This is a genomic window from Natrialba hulunbeirensis JCM 10989 (genome assembly GCF_000337575.1).
Classification (GTDB): Archaea; Halobacteriota; Halobacteria; order Halobacteriales; family Natrialbaceae; genus Natrialba; species Natrialba hulunbeirensis.
The window spans coordinates 36,400-55,125 of sequence record NZ_AOIM01000037.1 but is presented as its reverse complement, the minus strand read 5'-3'; the positions used below and the strand labels follow the sequence as shown (position 1 = coordinate 55,125).

At 62.5% G+C, this 18,726-nt stretch carries 19 protein-coding genes; 9 read left to right on the top strand and 10 right to left on the bottom strand.

Going from position 1 to position 18,726, the window contains the following annotated elements; all coding sequences use genetic code 11:
• The first annotated feature begins 71 nt into the window (after positions 1–71).
• Positions 72–437: a hypothetical protein gene (locus tag C483_RS13775; RefSeq protein ID WP_006653971.1), complete on the top strand. Its 366-nt coding sequence runs from the start codon at positions 72–74 to the stop codon at positions 435–437.
• Between the two features lie 84 nt (positions 438–521).
• Here the strand turns inward: C483_RS13775 and C483_RS13770 are convergent, their stop codons facing one another.
• On the bottom strand, positions 522–1,034 hold the full coding sequence (locus tag C483_RS13770; protein WP_006653970.1) for a DUF5812 family protein: 513 nt from the start codon (positions 1,032–1,034) through the stop codon (positions 522–524).
• Positions 1,035–1,180: 146 nt separating this feature from the next.
• Here C483_RS13770 and C483_RS13765 point away from each other — a divergent pair, with 146 nt between their 5' ends.
• A complete protein-coding gene (locus C483_RS13765) occupies positions 1,181–2,488 on the top strand; it encodes a hypothetical protein (protein WP_006653969.1) in 1,308 nt (435 codons plus the stop codon).
• A 91-nt stretch (positions 2,489–2,579) separates the two neighbouring features.
• Positions 2,580–3,698 (top strand): CPBP family intramembrane glutamic endopeptidase, encoded by a 1,119-nt coding sequence (locus tag C483_RS13760; protein WP_006653968.1) that lies wholly within the window; start codon positions 2,580–2,582, stop codon positions 3,696–3,698.
• A gap of 255 nt (positions 3,699–3,953) precedes the next feature.
• On the opposite strand, the gene C483_RS13755 is transcribed toward C483_RS13760, so the two are convergent.
• Both C483_RS13755 and C483_RS13750 read right to left on the bottom strand, forming a co-directional pair.
• On the bottom strand, positions 3,954–4,412 hold the full coding sequence (locus tag C483_RS13755; RefSeq protein WP_006653967.1) for an NOB1 family endonuclease: 459 nt from the start codon (positions 4,410–4,412) through the stop codon (positions 3,954–3,956).
• A 4-nt stretch (positions 4,413–4,416) separates the two neighbouring features.
• On the bottom strand, positions 4,417–4,662 hold the full coding sequence (locus tag C483_RS13750; RefSeq protein ID WP_004215029.1) for a PRC-barrel domain-containing protein: 246 nt from the start codon (positions 4,660–4,662) through the stop codon (positions 4,417–4,419).
• Between the two features lie 178 nt (positions 4,663–4,840).
• On the opposite strand from C483_RS13750, the gene infB reads away from it, so the two are divergent.
• Complete coding sequence (infB, locus tag C483_RS13745) at positions 4,841–6,664, top strand: translation initiation factor IF-2 (protein ID WP_006653966.1); 1,824 nt, start codon at positions 4,841–4,843, stop codon at positions 6,662–6,664.
• 141 nt (positions 6,665–6,805) lie between these two features.
• Here the strand turns inward: infB and C483_RS13740 are convergent, their stop codons facing one another.
• Entirely contained in the window at positions 6,806–7,801 is a 996-nt protein-coding gene (locus tag C483_RS13740; protein ID WP_006653965.1) for a hypothetical protein, read from the bottom strand.
• Positions 7,802–8,074: 273 nt separating this feature from the next.
• Between C483_RS13740 and pyrG the strand changes: the two genes are divergently transcribed.
• From pyrG to C483_RS13725, 3 genes are read left to right on the top strand one after another with little or no spacing between them, the layout of a single operon-like run.
• Complete coding sequence (gene pyrG, locus C483_RS13735) at positions 8,075–9,775, top strand: glutamine hydrolyzing CTP synthase (protein WP_006653964.1); 1,701 nt, start codon at positions 8,075–8,077, stop codon at positions 9,773–9,775.
• Entirely contained in the window at positions 9,775–10,692 is a 918-nt protein-coding gene (guaA, locus tag C483_RS13730) for a glutamine-hydrolyzing GMP synthase (RefSeq protein WP_006653963.1), read from the top strand. Before pyrG ends, guaA begins: the two co-directional genes overlap by 1 nt.
• A complete protein-coding gene (locus tag C483_RS13725) occupies positions 10,689–11,036 on the top strand; it encodes a DUF7126 family protein (protein WP_006653962.1) in 348 nt (115 codons plus the stop codon). The genes guaA and C483_RS13725 overlap by 4 nt, the downstream gene beginning before the upstream one ends.
• A 630-nt stretch (positions 11,037–11,666) precedes the next feature.
• Here the strand turns inward: C483_RS13725 and C483_RS13720 are convergent.
• Together C483_RS13720 and C483_RS13715 are read right to left on the bottom strand one after the other, a co-directional pair.
• Entirely contained in the window at positions 11,667–12,467 is an 801-nt protein-coding gene (locus tag C483_RS13720) for a 5-formyltetrahydrofolate cyclo-ligase (protein WP_006653961.1), read from the bottom strand.
• Entirely contained in the window at positions 12,464–13,174 is a 711-nt protein-coding gene (locus C483_RS13715; protein ID WP_006653960.1) for a MogA/MoaB family molybdenum cofactor biosynthesis protein, read from the bottom strand. The genes C483_RS13720 and C483_RS13715 overlap by 4 nt, the downstream gene beginning before the upstream one ends.
• A gap of 270 nt (positions 13,175–13,444) precedes the next feature.
• Between C483_RS13715 and C483_RS13710 the strand changes: the two genes are divergently transcribed.
• Positions 13,445–14,485, top strand: a complete 1,041-nt coding sequence (locus C483_RS13710; protein WP_006653959.1) for a zinc-binding dehydrogenase — start codon at positions 13,445–13,447, stop codon at positions 14,483–14,485.
• An 84-nt stretch (positions 14,486–14,569) separates the two neighbouring features.
• The gene (locus C483_RS13705; protein WP_006653958.1) at positions 14,570–14,926 is read left to right on the top strand and encodes a hypothetical protein; all 357 of its coding nucleotides are present in this window, start codon (positions 14,570–14,572) and stop codon (positions 14,924–14,926) included.
• Positions 14,927–15,043: 117 nt separating this feature from the next.
• Here C483_RS13705 and C483_RS13700 read toward each other — a convergent pair whose 3' ends face one another.
• The 4 genes from C483_RS13700 to C483_RS13685 form a co-directional block, all read right to left on the bottom strand.
• On the bottom strand, positions 15,044–15,361 hold the full coding sequence (locus C483_RS13700) for a DUF7853 family protein (protein ID WP_006653957.1): 318 nt from the start codon (positions 15,359–15,361) through the stop codon (positions 15,044–15,046).
• A 143-nt stretch (positions 15,362–15,504) separates the two neighbouring features.
• Positions 15,505–16,593 (bottom strand): ABC transporter ATP-binding protein, encoded by a 1,089-nt coding sequence (locus C483_RS13695; protein ID WP_006653956.1) that lies wholly within the window; start codon positions 16,591–16,593, stop codon positions 15,505–15,507.
• A gap of 56 nt (positions 16,594–16,649) precedes the next feature.
• Entirely contained in the window at positions 16,650–17,516 is an 867-nt protein-coding gene (locus C483_RS13690) for a carbohydrate ABC transporter permease (RefSeq protein WP_006653955.1), read from the bottom strand.
• Positions 17,513–18,457 (bottom strand): carbohydrate ABC transporter permease, encoded by a 945-nt coding sequence (locus tag C483_RS13685; RefSeq protein ID WP_006653954.1) that lies wholly within the window; start codon positions 18,455–18,457, stop codon positions 17,513–17,515. Before C483_RS13685 ends, C483_RS13690 begins: the two co-directional genes overlap by 4 nt.
• Between the last annotated feature and the right edge of the window lie 269 nt (positions 18,458–18,726).

Genomic DNA, 18,726 nt, shown 5'->3' with positions numbered 1-18,726 from the left:
CCTGTCGGTTTCGAAGAACGATCACCTGAAACCACAGCACGCTCAAGCCCCTCGAGACCGTATCAGCGTCCATGACAACACATACAGAGACAGAGCGTTCCGACAGTCGCGACCGAACCGGACGCGACCCCGCGACACGCGTCGTCGTCTCCTACCCCGCGGACCTCTCGGAATGGGGTCGGTTCCAGGTCGAAAAGCCGTCGTTCCGTGCGTTCCTCCGGAAAACCCGCGACGAAGCGCGAGAGGGGGATCAGTGGGAGGAGTTCGTCGGCGTCGGCTGCTGTGGGAACTCACTCGACGTCCCGCTCCGTGTCGAAACGGTCGAGGGCGGCACAGGTATCGGCGAGCACACCGAAATCAGCTACACGGTTCGCGAGGCCTGTGGCATTCAGGGAAGCTGGCGCGTCCAGAGCAAAGGTGGACCGAACAAGGCCTGATCTGGAAATTCGGGCCGCTCAGGCCAGTCAGGCCGCTCATCACGTGCATCCCACTCATCCTCCCGCACATCCAACTCACCCCACTCAATCCGGGAGATACCGTACACTCAGCACGCCATCGTCCACCGTATCGAGCGCCGTCGTCCGGCGAACTTCCACCCGCACCGCATCGAGTCGCGCCGCCCGCGCGATTGTTTCCTCGTCCTCGAGTACGTCCCGTGCTGCAGCCTCGACTTCCTCGGCCGGAACGCGGAAAACGTGGATCTCGCCCGTCCCCGCGCGCTCTTCCTGAATCAGGTCGCCAGTCTCGGCGTCGGCCGCCAGCTCGGCTGCGTGCTTGGTCGGTGAGAGGTCGCTATCGACGAGTTCGACGCGTCGGCGCTCGGCCACCTCGACGACCTGCCAGGTGACCTCGAGTGGCGGCTCCGGCGCGACGGTCGCCTCGAGTACGTCGTTCGCGTCGAGGCCGGGGTTCGAGCCGAGGGTGTGGATCTGTGCGGTGTCGACGTCGCGGACGACGGCCGACTCGTCCTCGGCGTGCGTGACGACGAAGGTCCCGGTTTTCTCGTTCTCGGACCCGGGTTCAGTCTCAGTCATAGACGACCGTACGCGCGAGACCATTTTCGGGGTTTCGGCTTCCGACCGTCGAAGCGAGTCGCTACCCGCGACCAGTTCACCGCAGCACACCGCGAAACCGACCCGATGACGGAACGCCTTTACACCCGGCGGTTGCCCTCTCGGGCATGAACGTCGACATCGGAAACGCACTCGCGAGCGTCGCCTCGCCGGGCATTTCTCGGGAGGCACTCGAGTCCATAGATGACCAGGTGGCGGTCGCACACGAGCGAATCGAGGCCGGCATGGACGCCGGCGAGCACGGCTACGAAGCGCTCAATCTGCCGGAGCGGACGGATACCGACGAGATCCGGCTCGCTGCCGACCGCGTTACCGGACCCGAGACGAGTGCCATCATCACCGTCGGTATCGGCGGCAGCGCGCTCGGCGCAGCGACGATTACCGACGCGCTGAACGGGGCGGACGATCCGGAGGCGATCTACCTCGACAACGTCGACCCCGAGTGGCTCACGAGCGAACTCGCGCGCCTCGATCTCGAGACGACCGTCGTCAACGTCGTCTCTCGCTCCGGGACCACCGCGGAGACGCTCGCGAACTTCCTCGTCGTCCGTGAGGCCTTCGAGTCCGCCGGCGTCGATTGGACCGAGCGAACGATCGTCACGACCGGCGAGTCAGGACCGCTTCGTGACCTCGTAGACCGCCACGATCTGCCATCGCTCGAGGTTCCTGATGGCGTCCCAGGACGGTTCTCTGCGCTCTCGGCGGTCGGTATGGTCGCCGCCGCCGTCTGTGGCCACGATCTGGACGCCCTTCTCGAGGGCGCGGCCGCGGAGGCCGAGACGCTGACCGGCTCGCTGTTCGAGTGTCCGGCCTACGCCTACGGCGCAACGGCCTACGCGCTCGACGCGCGCGGTGCCGGCATCAACGCGATGATGCCCTACGCGGAGTCACTCGAGACGTACGCCGAGTGGTTCGCCCAGCTCTGGGCGGAGAGTCTAGGAAAGGACGACCTTGGGCAGACGCCCGTTCGTGCGCTCGGGGCGACGGACCAGCACTCGCAGTTACAGCTCTACCGGGCTGGGCCGCGGGATAAACTGGTCACGTTCGTCTCCGCCGAGGAGGGAGCGGACCGGGAGATTCCGGACACTGACGTCGACGACCTTGCCTACCTCGGCGACGCGACGCTCGGAGAGTTACTCGACGCCGAGTTCGAGGCGACGGAGGCGAGTCTCGCTGCGGCGGGCCGGCCAAACGTCCGCGTCGAAATCGAACGCGTCGACGAGTTCGAACTCGGCGGCCTGCTGTACGGAATGGAAGCGGCGTGCGTGCTCGCGGGCGAACTCTACGGCGTGAATACGTTCGAGCAGCCGGCGGTCGAGTGGGCGAAGAAGGCGACGCGCGGCCTGCTCGGTGGTGGCGAGTTCGAGGAAGCTGAGGCGGTCGCCGAGAAAACTGAACTGCGCATCGAGCGCTGACAGCGCCAGGATCTCCCTTCGATCCTACCTGCGAACAGACGTTGAGTTCCGGATGCGGAGCCCATATGAGTACTCACACGAACAGACACGTATGACCGAAACCGCACGGACCGAGTCCGGGTCGGTCGCGACCGACGCCGTCCCGGGCATCGGAACCGGCCTCTCGGCGGTGATGGCGGCGACTGTGCTCGTCCCCGCCACCCGAGGGGTTACCGACCCCGCAGTCGTCGCAGCGGCCGTCTTCGCCGTCGTCGCTGTCGGTGCCTTCCTCGCGAGTCGCTACGGGAGTGGAACACATCGGATTGCCGCTTGGGCTGCAACCGCCGCCAGCGGCGGCGTCCTCCTCTGTACTGCCTACGCGCTGAATCAGGGACTCACCGCCTCGACCGAGTTGCCTGGGCTCTCGACGTCAGTCTCGCTCCTCATGGCCGGCTTCCTCATTGCCGGCCTCACAGTCGGCATCGGTGTCGCTGCCGCCCTCGAAATCAGCGCCGCAGGGCTCAGAGACCGTAGCTCGCAGATGGTCGTACTGACGCTGCTCGGAGTAACCGGACTCTTCGCCGCCGAACTCGCCGGCGTCTTCCTCGCACTCCCAGTGATAGAAGTCGTCGGCGGCCTCTCGACTCCCGGCTTCCTCGTCATCGCCCAGCTCGGCATGGCGCTCGGGACTGCGATCATCGCCGGCATCTACCTCTCCGTCACCGACCGGGGACTCGAGTTCCTCGATCTTCGCGTCCCGACGAAGTGGGACGTGATCTGGACGGTGGGCGGGCTCGTCTTCCTCTTTGGCGTGTTGATGACCATTTCACTGGCCTTTCAGACGGTCGGTGTCGAGAGTGCAGACCACGGGACGACCGAGCAGGCCGCGGAGAACCCCGAAATCCTGCTCGTGTTGATTCCGGCGTCGCTACTCGTGATCGGACCGTTCGAGGAGCTACTGTACCGGAACGTTATCCAGAAGGCGCTGTACGACACCTTCTCTCGTGTCGGTGCAATCGTCGCCGGGAGCGTCATCTTCGCCGGCGTCCACGTCCTCGCCTACGCGACCGCCGGTCCGGGTGCGGTCATCGCGAGCCTCGGTGTCATCTTTGGCCTCTCGCTCGTGCTCGGCACGCTCTACGAACGAACCGACAACCTGCTCGTGCCGTCGGTCGTCCACGGTGTGTACAACGCGATTCTCTTCGCGAATCTCTACCTGATCTACGGCTGAGCCGCCAGCAGGTGGGCACACTGCTTTTGTGACAGTTTCGTTTCGGTACGATCGCTGAGCAGTGGCAAGCGGTGACGAGGAGCCGTGAACAGCGATGCACAGCGCCGAGACAATGAGTCATAGTCGGGAACGCAAGATTGCAACCGGTACTCGAGTGACCCCACGAAGTTACCACTCGCCAGGCGAGCAGGCTGACAGGACGACGGGCTGGCGGGGTGGTGGGAATCCGTCGTGTCAGTGGCTGTTGAGACGACGCTACGATGGATTCTTGCGCGCGAGTCCGGAGCCACAGATCGGACAGCGATCCTTTTCCTCGTCGAACTCGCGGCCACAGCCCTGACACTGGTAGTGCCAGTGGCGCTGTTCGTCGATACCCTCGCGGGCGATCACTTCGACGGCGACGTTGAGCTTTTCTGCGACGTTTTGCATCGCGTAGTCGTCGGTGACGAGCGTGGCGTCGAGTTCGAAACTCGCGGCGACGAGCCTGATGTCCGTATCGGAGAGGACGCCGAGGTCGCCGGACTCTTTGGCTGCCCGGCGGACCTTCTCGGTCGTATCGTCGTTGGGAATGTGGATGTGCATTCCCGAGCCCTCCATCGCGTCGTAGCGATAGGCGCTCTCGTCCTCGAGTTCGTCGCGGACGAGAGGGATGGTTGCAGTCTGTTCTGTCGTGTGGAAGTCGTGGATAAAAGCCGAGGAGTCGAGAACGTACATGCCCTTAGCGCTGAACGACGATGTAATCTTTCACCGCCTGAACGCGGCTGACGGAGACGAGAAACCGGCCGGCGTCGTCGACATTGAAGTCGACGGCCCGCTCTGGCAGTTCGTCGTCGGGTTCGATAACGAGGTCGTGGAGTTGCCCCGATTTGAGGTCCATCGTGATGTTGTACAGCAGGCCCAGCTCGGTGCCGTCCGATCCCATGACGGACTTGCCCGAGAGATTTTCAGCGAGTATCTCACTCATGCATACTCGTATTTACTAATCGGTATTAAAAACCTCGGGCTCAGAAAGGAGTCGTGTCCGATCGTCGTCTTGTTTTGGACTGATCGGGGCGAATCGGCTTCCAGACTTCCAGAGCGTGACGATGGGTTTAACTACCGCCCGGCAGACCTCTAGACAAGACCTTCTCTGGTGGTTCATCATGTCGGATACCGATACGGACACGGACACGGGCGCGGGATCGCACGATCCCACATCTCTCAGAACGCCGATCGTCGCCGTCCTTGGACACGTCGATCACGGCAAGACAAGTCTCCTCGACAAGATCCGCGGCTCCGCGGTCATCGAGGGTGAAGCAGGCGCGATTACCCAGCACATCGGGGCAACGGCCGTCCCGCTCGACGTCGTCTCCTCTATCGCGGGTGACCTCGTCAACCCGGACGACTTCGACCTGCCGGGGCTGCTGTTTATCGACACGCCGGGACACCACTCCTTTACCACGCTTCGCTCCCGGGGTGGCGCGCTGGCAGACATCGCCATCCTCGTGGTCGACGTCAACGACGGCTTCCAGCCGCAGACACTCGAGGCGCTCGATATTCTCAAGCGCTCCCAGACGCCGTTCATCGTCGCGGCGAACAAGATCGACACCGTTCCCGGCTGGAACGCGAACGAGGACTCGCCGATCAACGCGACCTACGAGGCCCAGTCAGACCGCGTTAGCTCTCGCCTCGACGAGAGCCTCTACGAGATCATCGGCAACCTCTCGGACGAGGACTTCTCCGCCGATCTCTACTGGCGCGTGCAGAACTTCCAGCGCAACGTCGGCGTCGTCCCCGTCTCGGCGATGACCGGGGAAGGCGTCCCTGACCTGCTCGCCGTCATGATGGGGCTCTCCCAACGATACATGAAAGAGGAGATGGAGATCGACGTGCAGGGTCCCGGCGTCGGCACCGTCCTCGAGGTCAAAGAGGAGAAAGGCTTCGGGACGACGATCGACATCGTCCTCTACGACGGCACGATCAAGGCCGACGACCAGATCGTCGTCGGTGGGATGAACCAGCCGATTGTCACCGACGTGCGCGCGCTGCTTCAGCCCCGTCCACTCGCTGAGATTCGAACCGAGAGCCGGTTCGAAAAGGTCGACGAGATCTCGGCCGCCTCCGGTATCAAGGTCGCCGCACCCGAACTCGCAGACGCAATGGCCGGCGCGCCGGTTCGCGTCGTCCGCAACCGCGAACTGGACGAGGTCGTCGACGAAGTCGAGGCCGAACTCGCGGATATCGCCGTCGACACCGAAGAACAGGGCGTCGTCGTCAAAGCCGACACCCTCGGCAGTCTCGAGGCGATGGCCGACGCACTGGGCGAAGCAGAAGTCCCAATCGTTCGCGCCGAGGTCGGCGATGTCGCACCACGAGATATTTCGGTCGCCTCCACCGCAGAGGAGCCAAAAGAGCGCGCGATCCTCGGCTTCAACGTCGAGACGCTCGCCGACGCCGAACAGCGCGCAGAGACCGAGGACGTGACGGTGTTCACCGACGAGGTCATCTACCAGCTCATCGAAGAGTACGAGGAGTACGTCGACGAACTCGAGCGCGCCCAGCAGGACACGATACTCGAGAACATCGTGCGACCAGCCCGGTTCCGCATCCTTCCGGATCACACCTTCCGCCAGAACGACCCAGCCGTCGTCGGCGTCGAAGTCAACTCCGGCACCGTCCAGAACAACGCGAACGTGGTCAAATTCGAGGGGAACGAACCCGACCGCGTCGGCCAGGTCAAGGGTATTCAGGAACAGGGTGAGGACGTGGACGAAGCGCGCGCGGGCAACCGCGTCTCGGTCGCAATCGACGGCCCGACTGTCGGCCGCCAGATCGAAGAAGACGACGAGCTCTGGATCGAAATTCCAGAAAAGCACGCAAAGATATTAGAACAGGAACTGGCGAGCGAGATTCCCGGCGACGAACTCGAGGCGCTGAATATGTATCTGGACAAACAGCGCAGCCGAGATCCGTTCTGGGGCAAGTAACGGCGCTGGCTCGCGGTTAGTTATAACAGACTGTGCTGCTATTTTGTGAGGCGATGTGATAGCCATTGGAGAGACGCCTCTGGGTTGAATCAACTATCTCGACTACCCGACTCCCTTGGCTGCCTCGACGACCTCGGTCAGTTAGTTTGGATCGAGTTCTGGATCAGCAGCACCTGCTCGGTTTTCTGTGCGTTCAGTGTCGGAGTTGCGCTCGTGCTCGCGGTCGGATGCCACGTCGGAGCCGTGGTCGCTCCACTCGTCGTGTGCGTCCCGCCACTCTCCATCCCGAAGGCGAACGAGGGTTGCACGCAGTGACTCCGGATCGTCGATCACCGAGCGCTCACAGCGGACGTCGAACCATCGGTCGCGTTCGATGATCAACTCGTCGTCAGTGAGCCGAATCTCACCAATGCGGTCCCAGGAAACGAGTCGCCGCTCGAAGTTGTCGACGAGCAGGCCGTCCTCGTATGCTTCGAGGGTGGTCGTCCCCCACTGGCTATCCGCACTCGGCTCCTCCCAGACGCCCCATCTCCAGCCATACCGGTCACTCAGCCACATGAACGCCGGGATGAGCGCGTAGAGGAGAATCCAGGCGCTCGACCCGTCGCCAACGAGCAGCGAGCCAAGGCCGAAAATGACCGTCAAGATCGTGAAGCCGAGCAAAATCGCTCCCTGGAACCCGCTCTTGAACGACGGTCGGCGCCATTGCCACGACACGACCGGTTCATCCGGCGTCACTGCGTCGATGTGCCGATTGCGGGCCATCTGGGAAATGCCCAGCGTAACGGCTCCGCTGAGAAGCGTAAAGAGCCCTGCCGTGAGCGTGAATCGGCCGGTGGACTCGAGTACACCCATGGCAGGCGCGATTGTACTGGCACCGAACCCGAGGGTGGGGAGGTACCAGGTGAGACGGCGACGACGGTTAGCACCGAGTCGTTCGGGCAGGTCGCCGAGTCGGTCGCCGAAGATGAGCGAGAAGAGCAGGGCGGCGACGACGGTGCTCGGTGTCGTGACGAGGATGGTGGCCGTTCCGGCACCGGCTGCGACGGAGCCGAGTGCAGTGATGCCAGCGGCGATGATGCCGAGGTAGAACCCGAAGCCGGCTTTGAAACTGAGGTCAGGGGTGCGGTCGGACATGGTGTCGGTGGAGGGGAAACCGTCGGACTGTGCGTTATGCGGATATCTCGGGCACACTACAAAATAATTCGGACACGTCGGTGACTGAATCGGTTTTGTACGGTTCTGTGGGCGGTCGTGGGACGATAGCTTACAGGTGTGTGGGTTGGGTGAGAGAACAGTGTCTGTGGCCTGGTGAGAGGACAGTGAACAACTGGCCGGCGAGGGTGACAATCGCTGTCGGAGGCCGTCCGGTCCCGAAATCGTTTTCAACCGCTCACGCGGACACTCGGTATGCCGACGGAACCGGACACTCATTATGACCCCTCACTGGGGAACAAGTTCATCTTCGTCACCGGCGGCGTGATGTCGGGACTCGGAAAGGGGATTACGGCCGCGAGCACCGGCCGACTCCTCAAAAACGCCGGGTTCGACGTTACCGCCGTGAAGATCGACCCGTACCTGAACGTCGACGCGGGGACGATGAATCCGTACCAACACGGAGAGGTGTACGTCTTGGAGGATGGCGGCGAGGTCGACCTCGACCTGGGGAACTACGAACGATTCCTCGATATCGACATGACCTCGGACCACAACATCACCACCGGGAAAACCTACCAGCACGTCATCGAGAAGGAGCGTGCCGGAGACTACCTCGGGAAGACGGTCCAGATCATCCCCCACATCACCGACGATATCAAGCGGCGCATCCGCGAGGCCGCCGAAGGAACCGACGTCTGTATCATCGAAGTCGGTGGGACGGTCGGGGACATCGAGGGAATGCCCTATCTCGAGGCCCTACGTCAGTTCGCCCACGAGGAGGACGAAGAAGACATTCTGTTCACGCACGTCACACTCGTCCCCTACTCGAAAAACGGCGAGCAGAAGACCAAGCCGACCCAGCACAGCGTCAAGGAGGTCCGCTCGATCGGACTTCAGCCCGACGTGATCGTCGGCCGCTGTGAGGACAAACTCGACTCCGAGACCAAAGAGAAGATCGCGCTGTTCTGTGACATTCCGACGGAGGCCGTCTTCTCGAACCCCGACGTCGAGGACGTCTACCACGTGCCGCTAATGGTCGAAGAGGAAGGACTCGACCAGTACGTCTTAGAGCACTTCGGTCTCGCCGAGGAGGCACTGCCGGAGGGCGAACGCGCAAACGACTGGCGCGAGATCGTCACGACCGAGAAAGACGGCGCGGTCGACATCGCGCTGGTCGGCAAGTACGACCTGACCGATGCCTACATGTCGATTCACGAATCGCTCAAACACGCCGGCTTCGAGGTCGGCGTCGACGTGAACGTCCACTGGGTGCCAGCCGGCGAACTCGCCGACGGCCACGACGATCAACTCGAGTCGGTCGACGGCGTCATCGTCCCTGGCGGCTTCGGTATGCGGGGGACGGAAGGCAAGATCGAGGCGGTTCGGTACGCCCGCGAGAACGACGTGCCGTTCCTCGGGCTCTGTCTTGGCTTCCAGATGGCCGTCGTCGAATACGCGCGGAACGTCCTCGGCTACGCGGACGCCCACTCCGCAGAGATGGATGAGGAGACAGCACACCCGGTCATCGACATTCTGCCCGAACAGTACGAGGTCGAGGACATGGGTGGCACGATGCGCCTCGGTGAGCATACGACGGTGATCGAACCGGAGACGCTCGCCTACGAACTGTACGAGGATACGTCCTGTTCCGAGCGTCATCGCCACCGCTACGAGGTCAATCCCGAGTACTTCGATGAATTCGAGGAGGAGCCGCTGACGTTTTCCGGTACCGCGGGCAACCGGATGGAAATTCTCGAACTCGAGGACCACCCGTACTTCCTCGGGACGCAGTTCCACCCCGAGTATACGTCACGGCCCGGCCAGCCGAGCCCGCCGTTCCTCGGGCTGGTTGAGGCGATCGTCGACGAGAACGACGGAAGCGCGTCGACGGGCGCGGAGCACGATGCAGACAGCGACACCGACGCAGACACTGAAACGGAGGTTACACACTAATGGTAGACACAGAGACGTTCGTCCCGGAAGCAGTCGCAGAGATCGAAGACGAAATCGGCGACGCAAACGCCGTCATCGCCCTCTCGGGCGGTGTCGATTCGTCGGTCGCCGCAGCGCTCGCCTACGAGTCCATCGGCGACCAGCTCACGCCGGTCTACGTCGACACCGGCCTGATGCGCAAGGGCGAGACCGACCAGATCCGCGAGACGTTCGACTACATGGACTCGCTGCGGATCGTCGACGCGAAGGATCGGTTCCTCGACGCCCTGGAGGGTGTGATCGACCCCGAAAAGAAGCGCGAGATCATCGGCGAGCAGTTCATCCGCGAGTTCGAACGCGAGGCGACCGAGGCCGATGCGGACTACCTCGTTCAGGGGACGATCTACCCTGACCGTATCGAGAGCGAGGGCGGGATCAAGTCCCACCACAACGTCGGCGGACTCCCGGATGTCGTCGACTTCGACGGCATCGTCGAACCCGTCCGCGACCTCTACAAGGACGAAGTGCGCGAGGTCGCGCGCCACCTGGACCTCGACGAAATCGTCGCCGAACGGATGCCGTTCCCCGGTCCCGGTCTCGCAGTGCGCGTGATCGGCGAAGTCACCGAAGAGAAACTCGAGGTCGCTCGCCACGCCTGTCACGTCGTCGAAGAGGAACTCGAGGAGTACGAGCCGTGGCAGGCCCTCGCCGCAGTGATCGGTAAGGCCACGGGCGTCAAGGGCGACAACCGCGTCCACGGCTGGGTCGTCTCCGTTCGCTCCGTCGAGTCACGCGACGGGATGACCGCGCGCGCACAGGAAATCGACTGGGAGACCCTCCAGCGCATCCAGTCGCGCATCACCGGCCAGAACGAGAACGTGGCCCGCGTCGTCTACGACGTGACCCACAAGCCACCGGCAACGATCGAGTACGAATGAGCGAGGCCAACCCCAATCAGAACCGACAGGCCATCGTCGCCGGTCCCGACGAGGACGAGATCGGCGCGGCACTCGAGAACGAAGGCGTCACGGTCACCAGACTCAACGGTGTCATCACACGGCCACAGCTAGAGGAAGCTGGGATCGTCGACGCCGACCTGTACGTGCTGACCGATATCGATCAGGCGACGACGATTCCGATCGTCTGCGATCTCACCGACGATCTGCGGACGGTCACCTACGCGCGACGGACTGTTCCCGAGTTCGTCAAGGGACAGCTCGATCTGGCGATCGATCCGCGGCTGATGTCAGCGACGGTCGTCGCAGAAGAACTCGTCGAATAAGTTACCCGGCAGCCTCGCTCGTTCTTCTAGTCTATCTGTACCCACGGCACGGAGTATATGAATCGGCAAATACTGCCACACTCGCCGGAGCGGACCGACAAACTGAACGAAAGTCGGTTTCACCGTCTGTGAACGGTCCTCTGGTTCGAATCCAGCGATTAAATCTGGCTTAAATCGGGCGAAATCCGGTGCAAGATGGTTCGACCATCACGGCAGTTCAAGTAGGTCCCGGCGATAGTACTCGATGGAGGTCGACGGGCTACCCTCACCCAAGGCACCCAACGCCAACTCCCGTGACTTCCAGCAATCCCACCACAGCACCCTTCCCCCCACCATCGCCACACCGTTGTGACGCGGGCTACACTGCACCGGCCTGCGCCACATTCCGCGGTGTGGCAGTTGACTCGGGACGCGCTTGTGTCCCGAGTTCGCTTCGTTTCTGAGCGAGAGCTGTCGCCGACGCCGTCGCCGTCGCTGTCCTCACGCGGTGATCGTAGCGATATAGTGATCGTCGACAGACGACGCGTTGCAGATAACGCAAGACGCGTTCAGATAACGCAAGACGCGTTCAGATAACGCAATACACGTTCAGATAACGCAATACAAACCAGCTGTTGCAACCCGCGTCGATCACGACGACCGGACGCGCTCGAGGACCGGAATCTCCGCAAGCCGCTCTTCGGAGAGCGCCTCCCAGTCGAGCCCGTCCGGTTTCTCGCCACCACCTGGTCGCAGCACTCGCTCTGGCGTGACGACCAGCTCCATCGGCACGTCGTGGTCGTCCAACTCGAGTGTCCCGGCCTCGGTGGCCGTCAGCAGTTGGCGCTCGTGGACCGTCGTCGCGACGGGCGTATCCGCGTCGACGAGTCCGAATTCGAAGAGCACAGCGAACTCGAGGTCGCTGTAGCCTTCGCCTTTACCGATGCGGCCACCGTCTGCGGGATCGAACGTGGGGTCGGCACGAACACCGACGCTTCCGGAGACGATCAGATCGATTTCGTCGACCGCCTCGGGGCCGACCTTCTCGCCGTGTGTCGACGAGCCGGAAACCGTGGTGGCCGCGTCGTAGTCGTCGAGTTCGTCGGGATCGAGTTTCAGGAAACATTCCTCGTCGCGCAGCCGTGGCACTGCCATGTACACGGTTTTGCCGTCGCGCAGCGCGCGTCGGCGAACCGGGAGCTGTGGCGCGTCAGGGTTCGCCTTGATCGTCGTCGCGTGCTCCCACTCCGGCTGGGCTGCCAGGCGCTCGGCGGCGGATTTCGCGGCCTCGAAGTTCGGAATCCGGCCGTGGGGTGGAAACGGGAACCGTGCGACGCCGCTGTCCTCGAGTTCGTCCCAGACGCGTTCGCGGATCGTGTCTTTCGATCGGTCGCCGTCGGCCGGTGTCGACTGCACTCGTTCATCGTCACCGGTGACCTGTTCGTCGCTCATACGTCCTCACCACCGTTCGGTCCGGCCGTCGCATCCGATTCAGTAGTTGATGATTCGTTCGACTCAGCAGCGGTTTCGTCGGTGTCTGCCGGACCGTCCTCGTTGCCCTCGTCACCCTCGTCGTCCTCATCGCCCTCGTCGTTCCCGTCTCGTGCGAGTTCGACGAGATGCGGGCCCTCTGGTACAAGAATCTCCGTCGCCGCGAGTTCGGCCGCGTCCGCGTTACCGGGAAGACAGAAAATAAGCGTCTCCTCGGTGACGCCGCCGATCGTCCGTGCGCCGACAGCGCGGCTGCCGTGTGCCTCGTAGGAAAGGTGGGTAAACAGCTCACTGAACGTGGGCAGCGGCTTTTCAATGAGGGGCTGAACCGCCTCGATCGTGATATCGTTCGGTTCGATACTCGTCGCTCCTGCCGTGACGACCACGTCTACGTCATCGCGGTCGATCACCCGCGAGACGATCGACTGAACGGTGTCGTGTCCGCGGCCGACGTGCTCGCGCATCACTACCTCGTGGCTCGCCTCGGTGAACGTCGACATGAGCGCTTCGCCAGCGGCGTCGGACTCGAGTGTCCGGTCGTCGGCGACGGTGACGAGTCCGATGCCGAGCGTGTTTGGGGTCTCGGTTGCCTCGGTCACCTCAGTCGTCGATTCGGCGGCTGTATCGGCTGGTGATGACTCTGACGGTGACTCGCTCGACTCGTTCATGGGCCGCATTGACCGCCGGTGGGTAAAACACTGGTTCTTGTCGGTGTGATGAGGCGGCGGTGACGGTGTGTACGGTGTGTACGGTGTGTACGGTGTGTCTGCAGTCGGTGGCGAGCGTCTGTGCCCGCGTCGAACGACCATCGTCACAGGTGGAGGCTGTATCGAACAGATCGGTACTGTGAAGCGATCGTTCTCGATAGGTGTGTGGGAATTAGGGACATCCCATCAGGTTCACAACTGTTATGCCACTGTTTCGAACTATCTGTACCTATGCAGGCAGTCAAGATCACCGCACACGGCGGGACCGACGGCATCGAGTACGGCGAGTACCCCGACCCCCAGGTGGGCCGCAACGACGTGCTCGTCGACGTCAAAGCCGGCGCGCTCAACCACCTCGACGTGTGGGTTCGGCGCGGCCTGCCGACGCTCGATCTCGAGCTCCCACACGTCCCCGGGAGCGACGCTGCGGGTGTCGTCGAGGCCGTCGGCGAGGATGTCTCCCGCTTCGAACCCGGCGACCGCGTCGCGGTGACCGCGGGCGTCAACTGCGGTCACTGCGAGTTCTGCCGCAGCGGCGACCCCACGCTGTGCGTGAACTTCCATCTCCTCGGCGAGCACGTGACCGGCGTCCACTCGGAGTATGCCACCGTTCCCGAGGATAACCTGATCCCCGTCCCCGAACACGTCGACTGGATCACTGCGGGGGCGTCCTCGCTCGTCTTCCAGACCGCCTGGCGAATGCTGATCGACCGCGCGGACATCGAGGCCGGCGAGAAGGTACTCGTCCTCGGTGCGAGCGGCGGCGTCGGCCACGCTGCTCTGCAGATTGCAGACTACGCCGGTGCGGAGGTATACGCGACGGGCAGCACCGAGGACAAACTCCAGTACGCCCGCGAACACGGCGCGGACCACGTGGTCAACTACGAGGAGCAGAACTTCGCGGAGTGGGTCCGCAGCGAAACCGGCAACCGTGGCGTCGATGTCGTCGTCGACTACATCGGCGCTGGCACCTGGCGGGATTCGATCAAGAGCCTCGCGAAGAACGGCCGCCTGGTCACCTGCGGCGGCACGGCCGGCGGTAACCCAGAGACCGACATCCCGCGCATCTTCTGGAACCAGCTCCAGATCATCGGCTCAACGATGGGCTCGCCCGGACAGGTCGACGACGTCATGGAACTCGTCTGGGACGGCACGTTCACACCCGCGATCCGCGAGGTACTGCCGATGAGTCAGACTGCCCGCGCCCACGAAATTATTGAGGGGCGGGAAGGCTTTGGCAAAGTTGTCGTGCGCCCGGATAGCGAACTCTGAGGCGAACGACCGGCAGCCCGGCACGTCAGCCACCCACACCGGTGAACCGTGAGTGCTTTCATCACCGAGCCGAAAGCCTCCACTGTGACCTCGAGCGACGACGGCAGCTACGTCCACGATCCATCTGCGTTCGACGGTGACGTTGACGGCGACGGTGACAGCGACGGGGCGGCCAACGCCACGAACAAAACCGGCGACAGCGCCGACGAAACCGGCCCGGACTGGACTGAAAATCCGCAAAATCCCGCGACGGTCGACCGTGACTTTGACTGGCGTGGCTGGGTGCTCGTCGGCGTAATCATCGTCGCGTTCCTCGTCGCTCCGATCTCGATCCTGCTCTGGCCGCCGACGCTCAACTACTTCGTTGCACTCCTCATCTTGCCACTGTTCCCGGCAGCACTGCTCGCGGTTACGGCAGTGTGGGCGACGACCCGACCGTAGATCGCCAGTCGAATCAGTACTGCACAGCGCTCGAAGCGACAACAACACCGTTCGGAAAAATACGATTACGGCTCATTGGAGGCCCCCAACTCGTTCTACTCGAGTGCGACCGGTGAGCTAGCCACGGGACTCGAGTACCCCGTCCAGTCGGTCGATGGCAGCGCGCCCGTGCTCGACGTCTCGCGACGGTGTCTCCTCGCGGTCGACGTACTCGGTTAACAGCGTCGTGAGTCGTCGAATCTGTGCTGTAGTGAACTGTTCTGTCTCGTCGTTTGACTCGACTGTGTCGACCAGGGAGAGTGTCCACGATGGTGGTGTCGACTCCTCGTCGAGCGCGTCGTCGACTCGGTCGACGAGCGAGTGGTGGACGACCCATTCCTCTTCTCTGGAGAGCGTGACGTCGTGGTGTTCAGTTTCCGATGGTGGGGTACTCATTGCGATACTGGACCGATTTCGTCGGCCCTCGCCCAACACTACGTGGGATGCGCTCATAAAGTTTGTCACGTGATACCACACATCAACCACCGGCGACGAGACGACAGGTGTCGGCTCGAATGCACGGGGCCACAGTTTCCCTGCTAGAAAATGCGAACGCCAGACGCCGGATCGAACAGTTGTGTCTCCGAGCGTTCGAGTACCAGTCCGTACTCGCCGCCGTCGTCACCGTCGAAATCCGCGTGCGTGACGACGGTGACGTTCCCGTACTCGGTCTCGAACAGGCTGTGGGTCTCGTCGCCGAGTGGTTCGTCCAGGACGTGCTCCGCTTCGATTCCCTCTGTCGCGTCTGCGACGGTGATATGCTGGGGGCGAACGCCGACGCGAACGTCGCGGTCGACGTAGCCCTCGAGTTGGTCCGCGCTGGCGTCGAGGGAGATGGTGTGGCCGCCGAGGGCGACAGCCGCGGTGCCGTTTGCGGATTCGACGTGAGCGTCGAAGAACTCCATGGCCGGCTGGCCGATGAATTCGCCGACGAAGTCGTTTGTGGGTTCGTCGTAGACTTCTTTCGGTGGACCGGCCTGCTGGAGTTCGCCGCCGTCCATGATGGCGACTCTATCGGACATGGTCATCGCCTCTTCCTGGTCGTGGGTAACGTAGAGGACGGGACAGCCGATTTCGTCGGTGATGCGCTGGACGACCGGGCGGAGTTCGCGCTTGAGTTTGGCGTCTAGATCGCTCATCGGTTCGTCGAAGAGGAAGACGGAGGGGTCACGGACGAGCGAGCGGCCGAGTGCGACCCGCTGTTGCTGGCCGCCGGAGAGCGAGGCAGGCATCTTGTCGAGCTGGTCGCCAATCTGCAGGAGGTCGGCGGCTTCCTCGATGCTTTCGCGTCGTTCGTCCTCCGGAACGCCGGCGATTTTCAGGCCGTACTCCATGTTCTCGCGGACGGTCATGTGCGGGTAGAGCGCAATGTCTTGAAAGAGTAGGGCCACGTCGCGTTCCTGTGGTGGCAGGTTCGTCACGTCGCGGTCGTCGACGGTGATGGTTCCGGAGGTGGGTGTGTCGAGGCCGGCGACGCAGCGAAGTGTCGTCGTCTTTCCACAGCCGGAGGGGCCGACGAGGGTGAGGAACTCGCCATCGTCGATGGTGAGCGAGAGGTCGTCGACCGCAACGATACGTCCGTCCGGGGCATCGAACACCCGGGTCATGTTGGAGATATTGACTGTCATTGTCTCGTAAGTGAGTTTCGTGGGTAGTTTCGTTGTGATTGTGTCGGTGTCAGCAGTCAGCGCGTGCGAACTTCGAATCCCTTCAGCAGGTACTCCTGCAGGAAGTACGCGAACAGCAGTGGCGGAATCGTCATCAGGAACGAGACCGCCATGATGTCGCCCCAGGAGGTGTACCCGCCCTGGTCGATGAGGCGCATGATTCCCGGCGCGAACGTCGTCGAGTCCTGGCTCGGCAACAGGATCTGAGCGAACGTGAAGTCGTTCCACGCGATAGCGAACGCGAACAGCGCGCAGGCGACGATTGCGGGCTTCGTCTGTGGAACGACCACGTCCCAGAACGTCCGCCAGCGCGAGGCCCCGGCGATCCAGGCGCTCTCCTCCATCGATTCGGGAATCGTCTGGATGTACTTCCACATGAGCCAGACCGCAAACGGCATCGAGATCGCCGACAGGGCGATGACGAGGCCGATCCGTGCGTTCAACAGGCCGGTTTCCGACCAGATGAGGTACAGCGGTAGGCCGAGCACGATCGGACTGAACATGTAGCCGAGCAGTAGGAACTGCGCGAACGACTCCTTGTACTTGAACCGGAACCGCGCCATGCCGTAGCCCGCGACGAGCGACACCGCAACGACCAGCACGATCGTTCCGATGGTGACGACGATCGTATTGATGACGTACGTCGGTACCGCACCGGCAGTCAGAACGCTGAAGTTCTCGAGTGTCACCGTCTCCGGCGAGGGGAACCAGGCGAACTCGGTGATGACCGCCTGGCTGTCGGTGAACGCGTTCTGGACCATCCAGTAGATCGGGAACAGGATGATGAACGTAAACAGCGCAGCGCTGCCGTACAGCGCGACCTGATAGAGTCGGTCGCGCGTCTCGTAGGAGAGACGCTGCTCGCTCTCGGTCGGTGCGCTCATGTGTCCACCTCCTTGGCCGGGTTGAACGCCCGGAAGTAGCAGTAGGCCCCGATTGCGAGGAAGATGAACATGATCACGGCCATCGCGTTCGCGAGTCCGTAACTGTTCTCCAGGAAGGCGGTCCGGTAGGCGAGGATCGGGAGCGTCGTCGTCGCGCCCGCGGGCCCGCCTTCGGTCAGCATCCAGATGATGTCGAATTTGTTGAACATGAAGATCGCCCGCAGCAGGACGGCGATCAGGAGCACGCCCATGATCCGCGGGAGGGTGATGTCTCGGAACATCTCCCAGCGGGAGGCACCGCAGATCTTCGCGGCCTCGTAGAACCGTTCCGGAATCGCACGCAGTTGCGCGAGCGTGAAGATGGTCACGAAGATCGAGAACTTCCAGGAGCCGATGAGGACGACGAGCGGCATCGCCCACGTCTGATCGCCAAGCGCGAACGTCCGCTCACCCCATAGTCCGAGGTTCGAACCGGCGATGTGGAGAACACCGATCTCGACGTCGAACATGAACAGCGCGATGAGGACGACGATGACCGTCGGGACGAGATACGCCGTAAACGCGACAGCAGTCAGGAACCGCTGCCCGTAGCTGATCTTGTTCAATACGAGAGCAATCCAGAGGCCGACGAGTAGCTGTAACACGGTGCTGCCTACCATAAACAGCCCACCAAGCCAGAGCGCCGACCAGAACGACCCCATGTTCAACACCTCGACGTAGTTCGAGAACCCCGTGAATGTCCACTCCGGCGCCAGGAGTGGAATCTCGAACAGTGAGGCGTAGAACGCGAACGCGATCGGTGTGACGGCCACGAACAGGTACAACAGGATCACCGGTAGCACCGTCAGCCAGCCTCGAATCGCCTCCGAATCGAGGCCAAGCCGTTCGGTAACCGACCGGCGGTCGGTGGCCGCTGTCGATTCGACCGTTTCACTTGCCATGTGTTACCTAACCATCTGCCCTGTTGGTATTAAACGCTTCGACGGGTTGGTTATCGTTTCGACCCAGATTGCGAATTCTGGAAGCACAATCGAGTATTAGAGAAAGGTTGGAAATCAAAATAGTGTATGAGTGGAACGGTGGAAGATTTAGGAACGTGGCGGAGCCGCCACAGCAGATACCGAAAACGAACGCTACGGTTTCTACCAGTCTTTTGCGAGACTCCAGAATAGACAAACGTCGTTCCTGAGTACCTCCAAATTAGTCTATC

Coding starts and splice junctions, on each gene's coding strand:
- guaA (WP_006653963.1), top strand. CDS start 9,775: ATGGTAGACACAGAGACGTTCGTCCCGGAAGCAGTCGCAGAGATCGAA.
- C483_RS13775 (WP_006653971.1), top strand. CDS start 72: ATGACAACACATACAGAGACAGAGCGTTCCGACAGTCGCGACCGAACC.
- C483_RS13765 (WP_006653969.1), top strand. CDS start 1,181: ATGAACGTCGACATCGGAAACGCACTCGCGAGCGTCGCCTCGCCGGGC.
- C483_RS13695 (WP_006653956.1), bottom strand. CDS start 16,593: ATGACAGTCAATATCTCCAACATGACCCGGGTGTTCGATGCCCCGGAC.
- C483_RS13770 (WP_006653970.1), bottom strand. CDS start 1,034: ATGACTGAGACTGAACCCGGGTCCGAGAACGAGAAAACCGGGACCTTC.
- C483_RS13685 (WP_006653954.1), bottom strand. CDS start 18,457: ATGGCAAGTGAAACGGTCGAATCGACAGCGGCCACCGACCGCCGGTCG.
- C483_RS13760 (WP_006653968.1), top strand. CDS start 2,580: ATGACCGAAACCGCACGGACCGAGTCCGGGTCGGTCGCGACCGACGCC.
- C483_RS13755 (WP_006653967.1), bottom strand. CDS start 4,412: ATGTACGTTCTCGACTCCTCGGCTTTTATCCACGACTTCCACACGACA.
- C483_RS13700 (WP_006653957.1), bottom strand. CDS start 15,361: ATGAGTACCCCACCATCGGAAACTGAACACCACGACGTCACGCTCTCC.
- C483_RS13720 (WP_006653961.1), bottom strand. CDS start 12,467: ATGAGCGACGAACAGGTCACCGGTGACGATGAACGAGTGCAGTCGACA.
- C483_RS13690 (WP_006653955.1), bottom strand. CDS start 17,516: ATGAGCGCACCGACCGAGAGCGAGCAGCGTCTCTCCTACGAGACGCGC.
- C483_RS13715 (WP_006653960.1), bottom strand. CDS start 13,174: ATGAACGAGTCGAGCGAGTCACCGTCAGAGTCATCACCAGCCGATACA.
- infB (WP_006653966.1), top strand. CDS start 4,841: ATGTCGGATACCGATACGGACACGGACACGGGCGCGGGATCGCACGAT.
- pyrG (WP_006653964.1), top strand. CDS start 8,075: ATGCCGACGGAACCGGACACTCATTATGACCCCTCACTGGGGAACAAG.
- C483_RS13750 (WP_004215029.1), bottom strand. CDS start 4,662: ATGAGTGAGATACTCGCTGAAAATCTCTCGGGCAAGTCCGTCATGGGA.
- C483_RS13740 (WP_006653965.1), bottom strand. CDS start 7,801: ATGTCCGACCGCACCCCTGACCTCAGTTTCAAAGCCGGCTTCGGGTTC.
- C483_RS13710 (WP_006653959.1), top strand. CDS start 13,445: ATGCAGGCAGTCAAGATCACCGCACACGGCGGGACCGACGGCATCGAG.
- C483_RS13725 (WP_006653962.1), top strand. CDS start 10,689: ATGAGCGAGGCCAACCCCAATCAGAACCGACAGGCCATCGTCGCCGGT.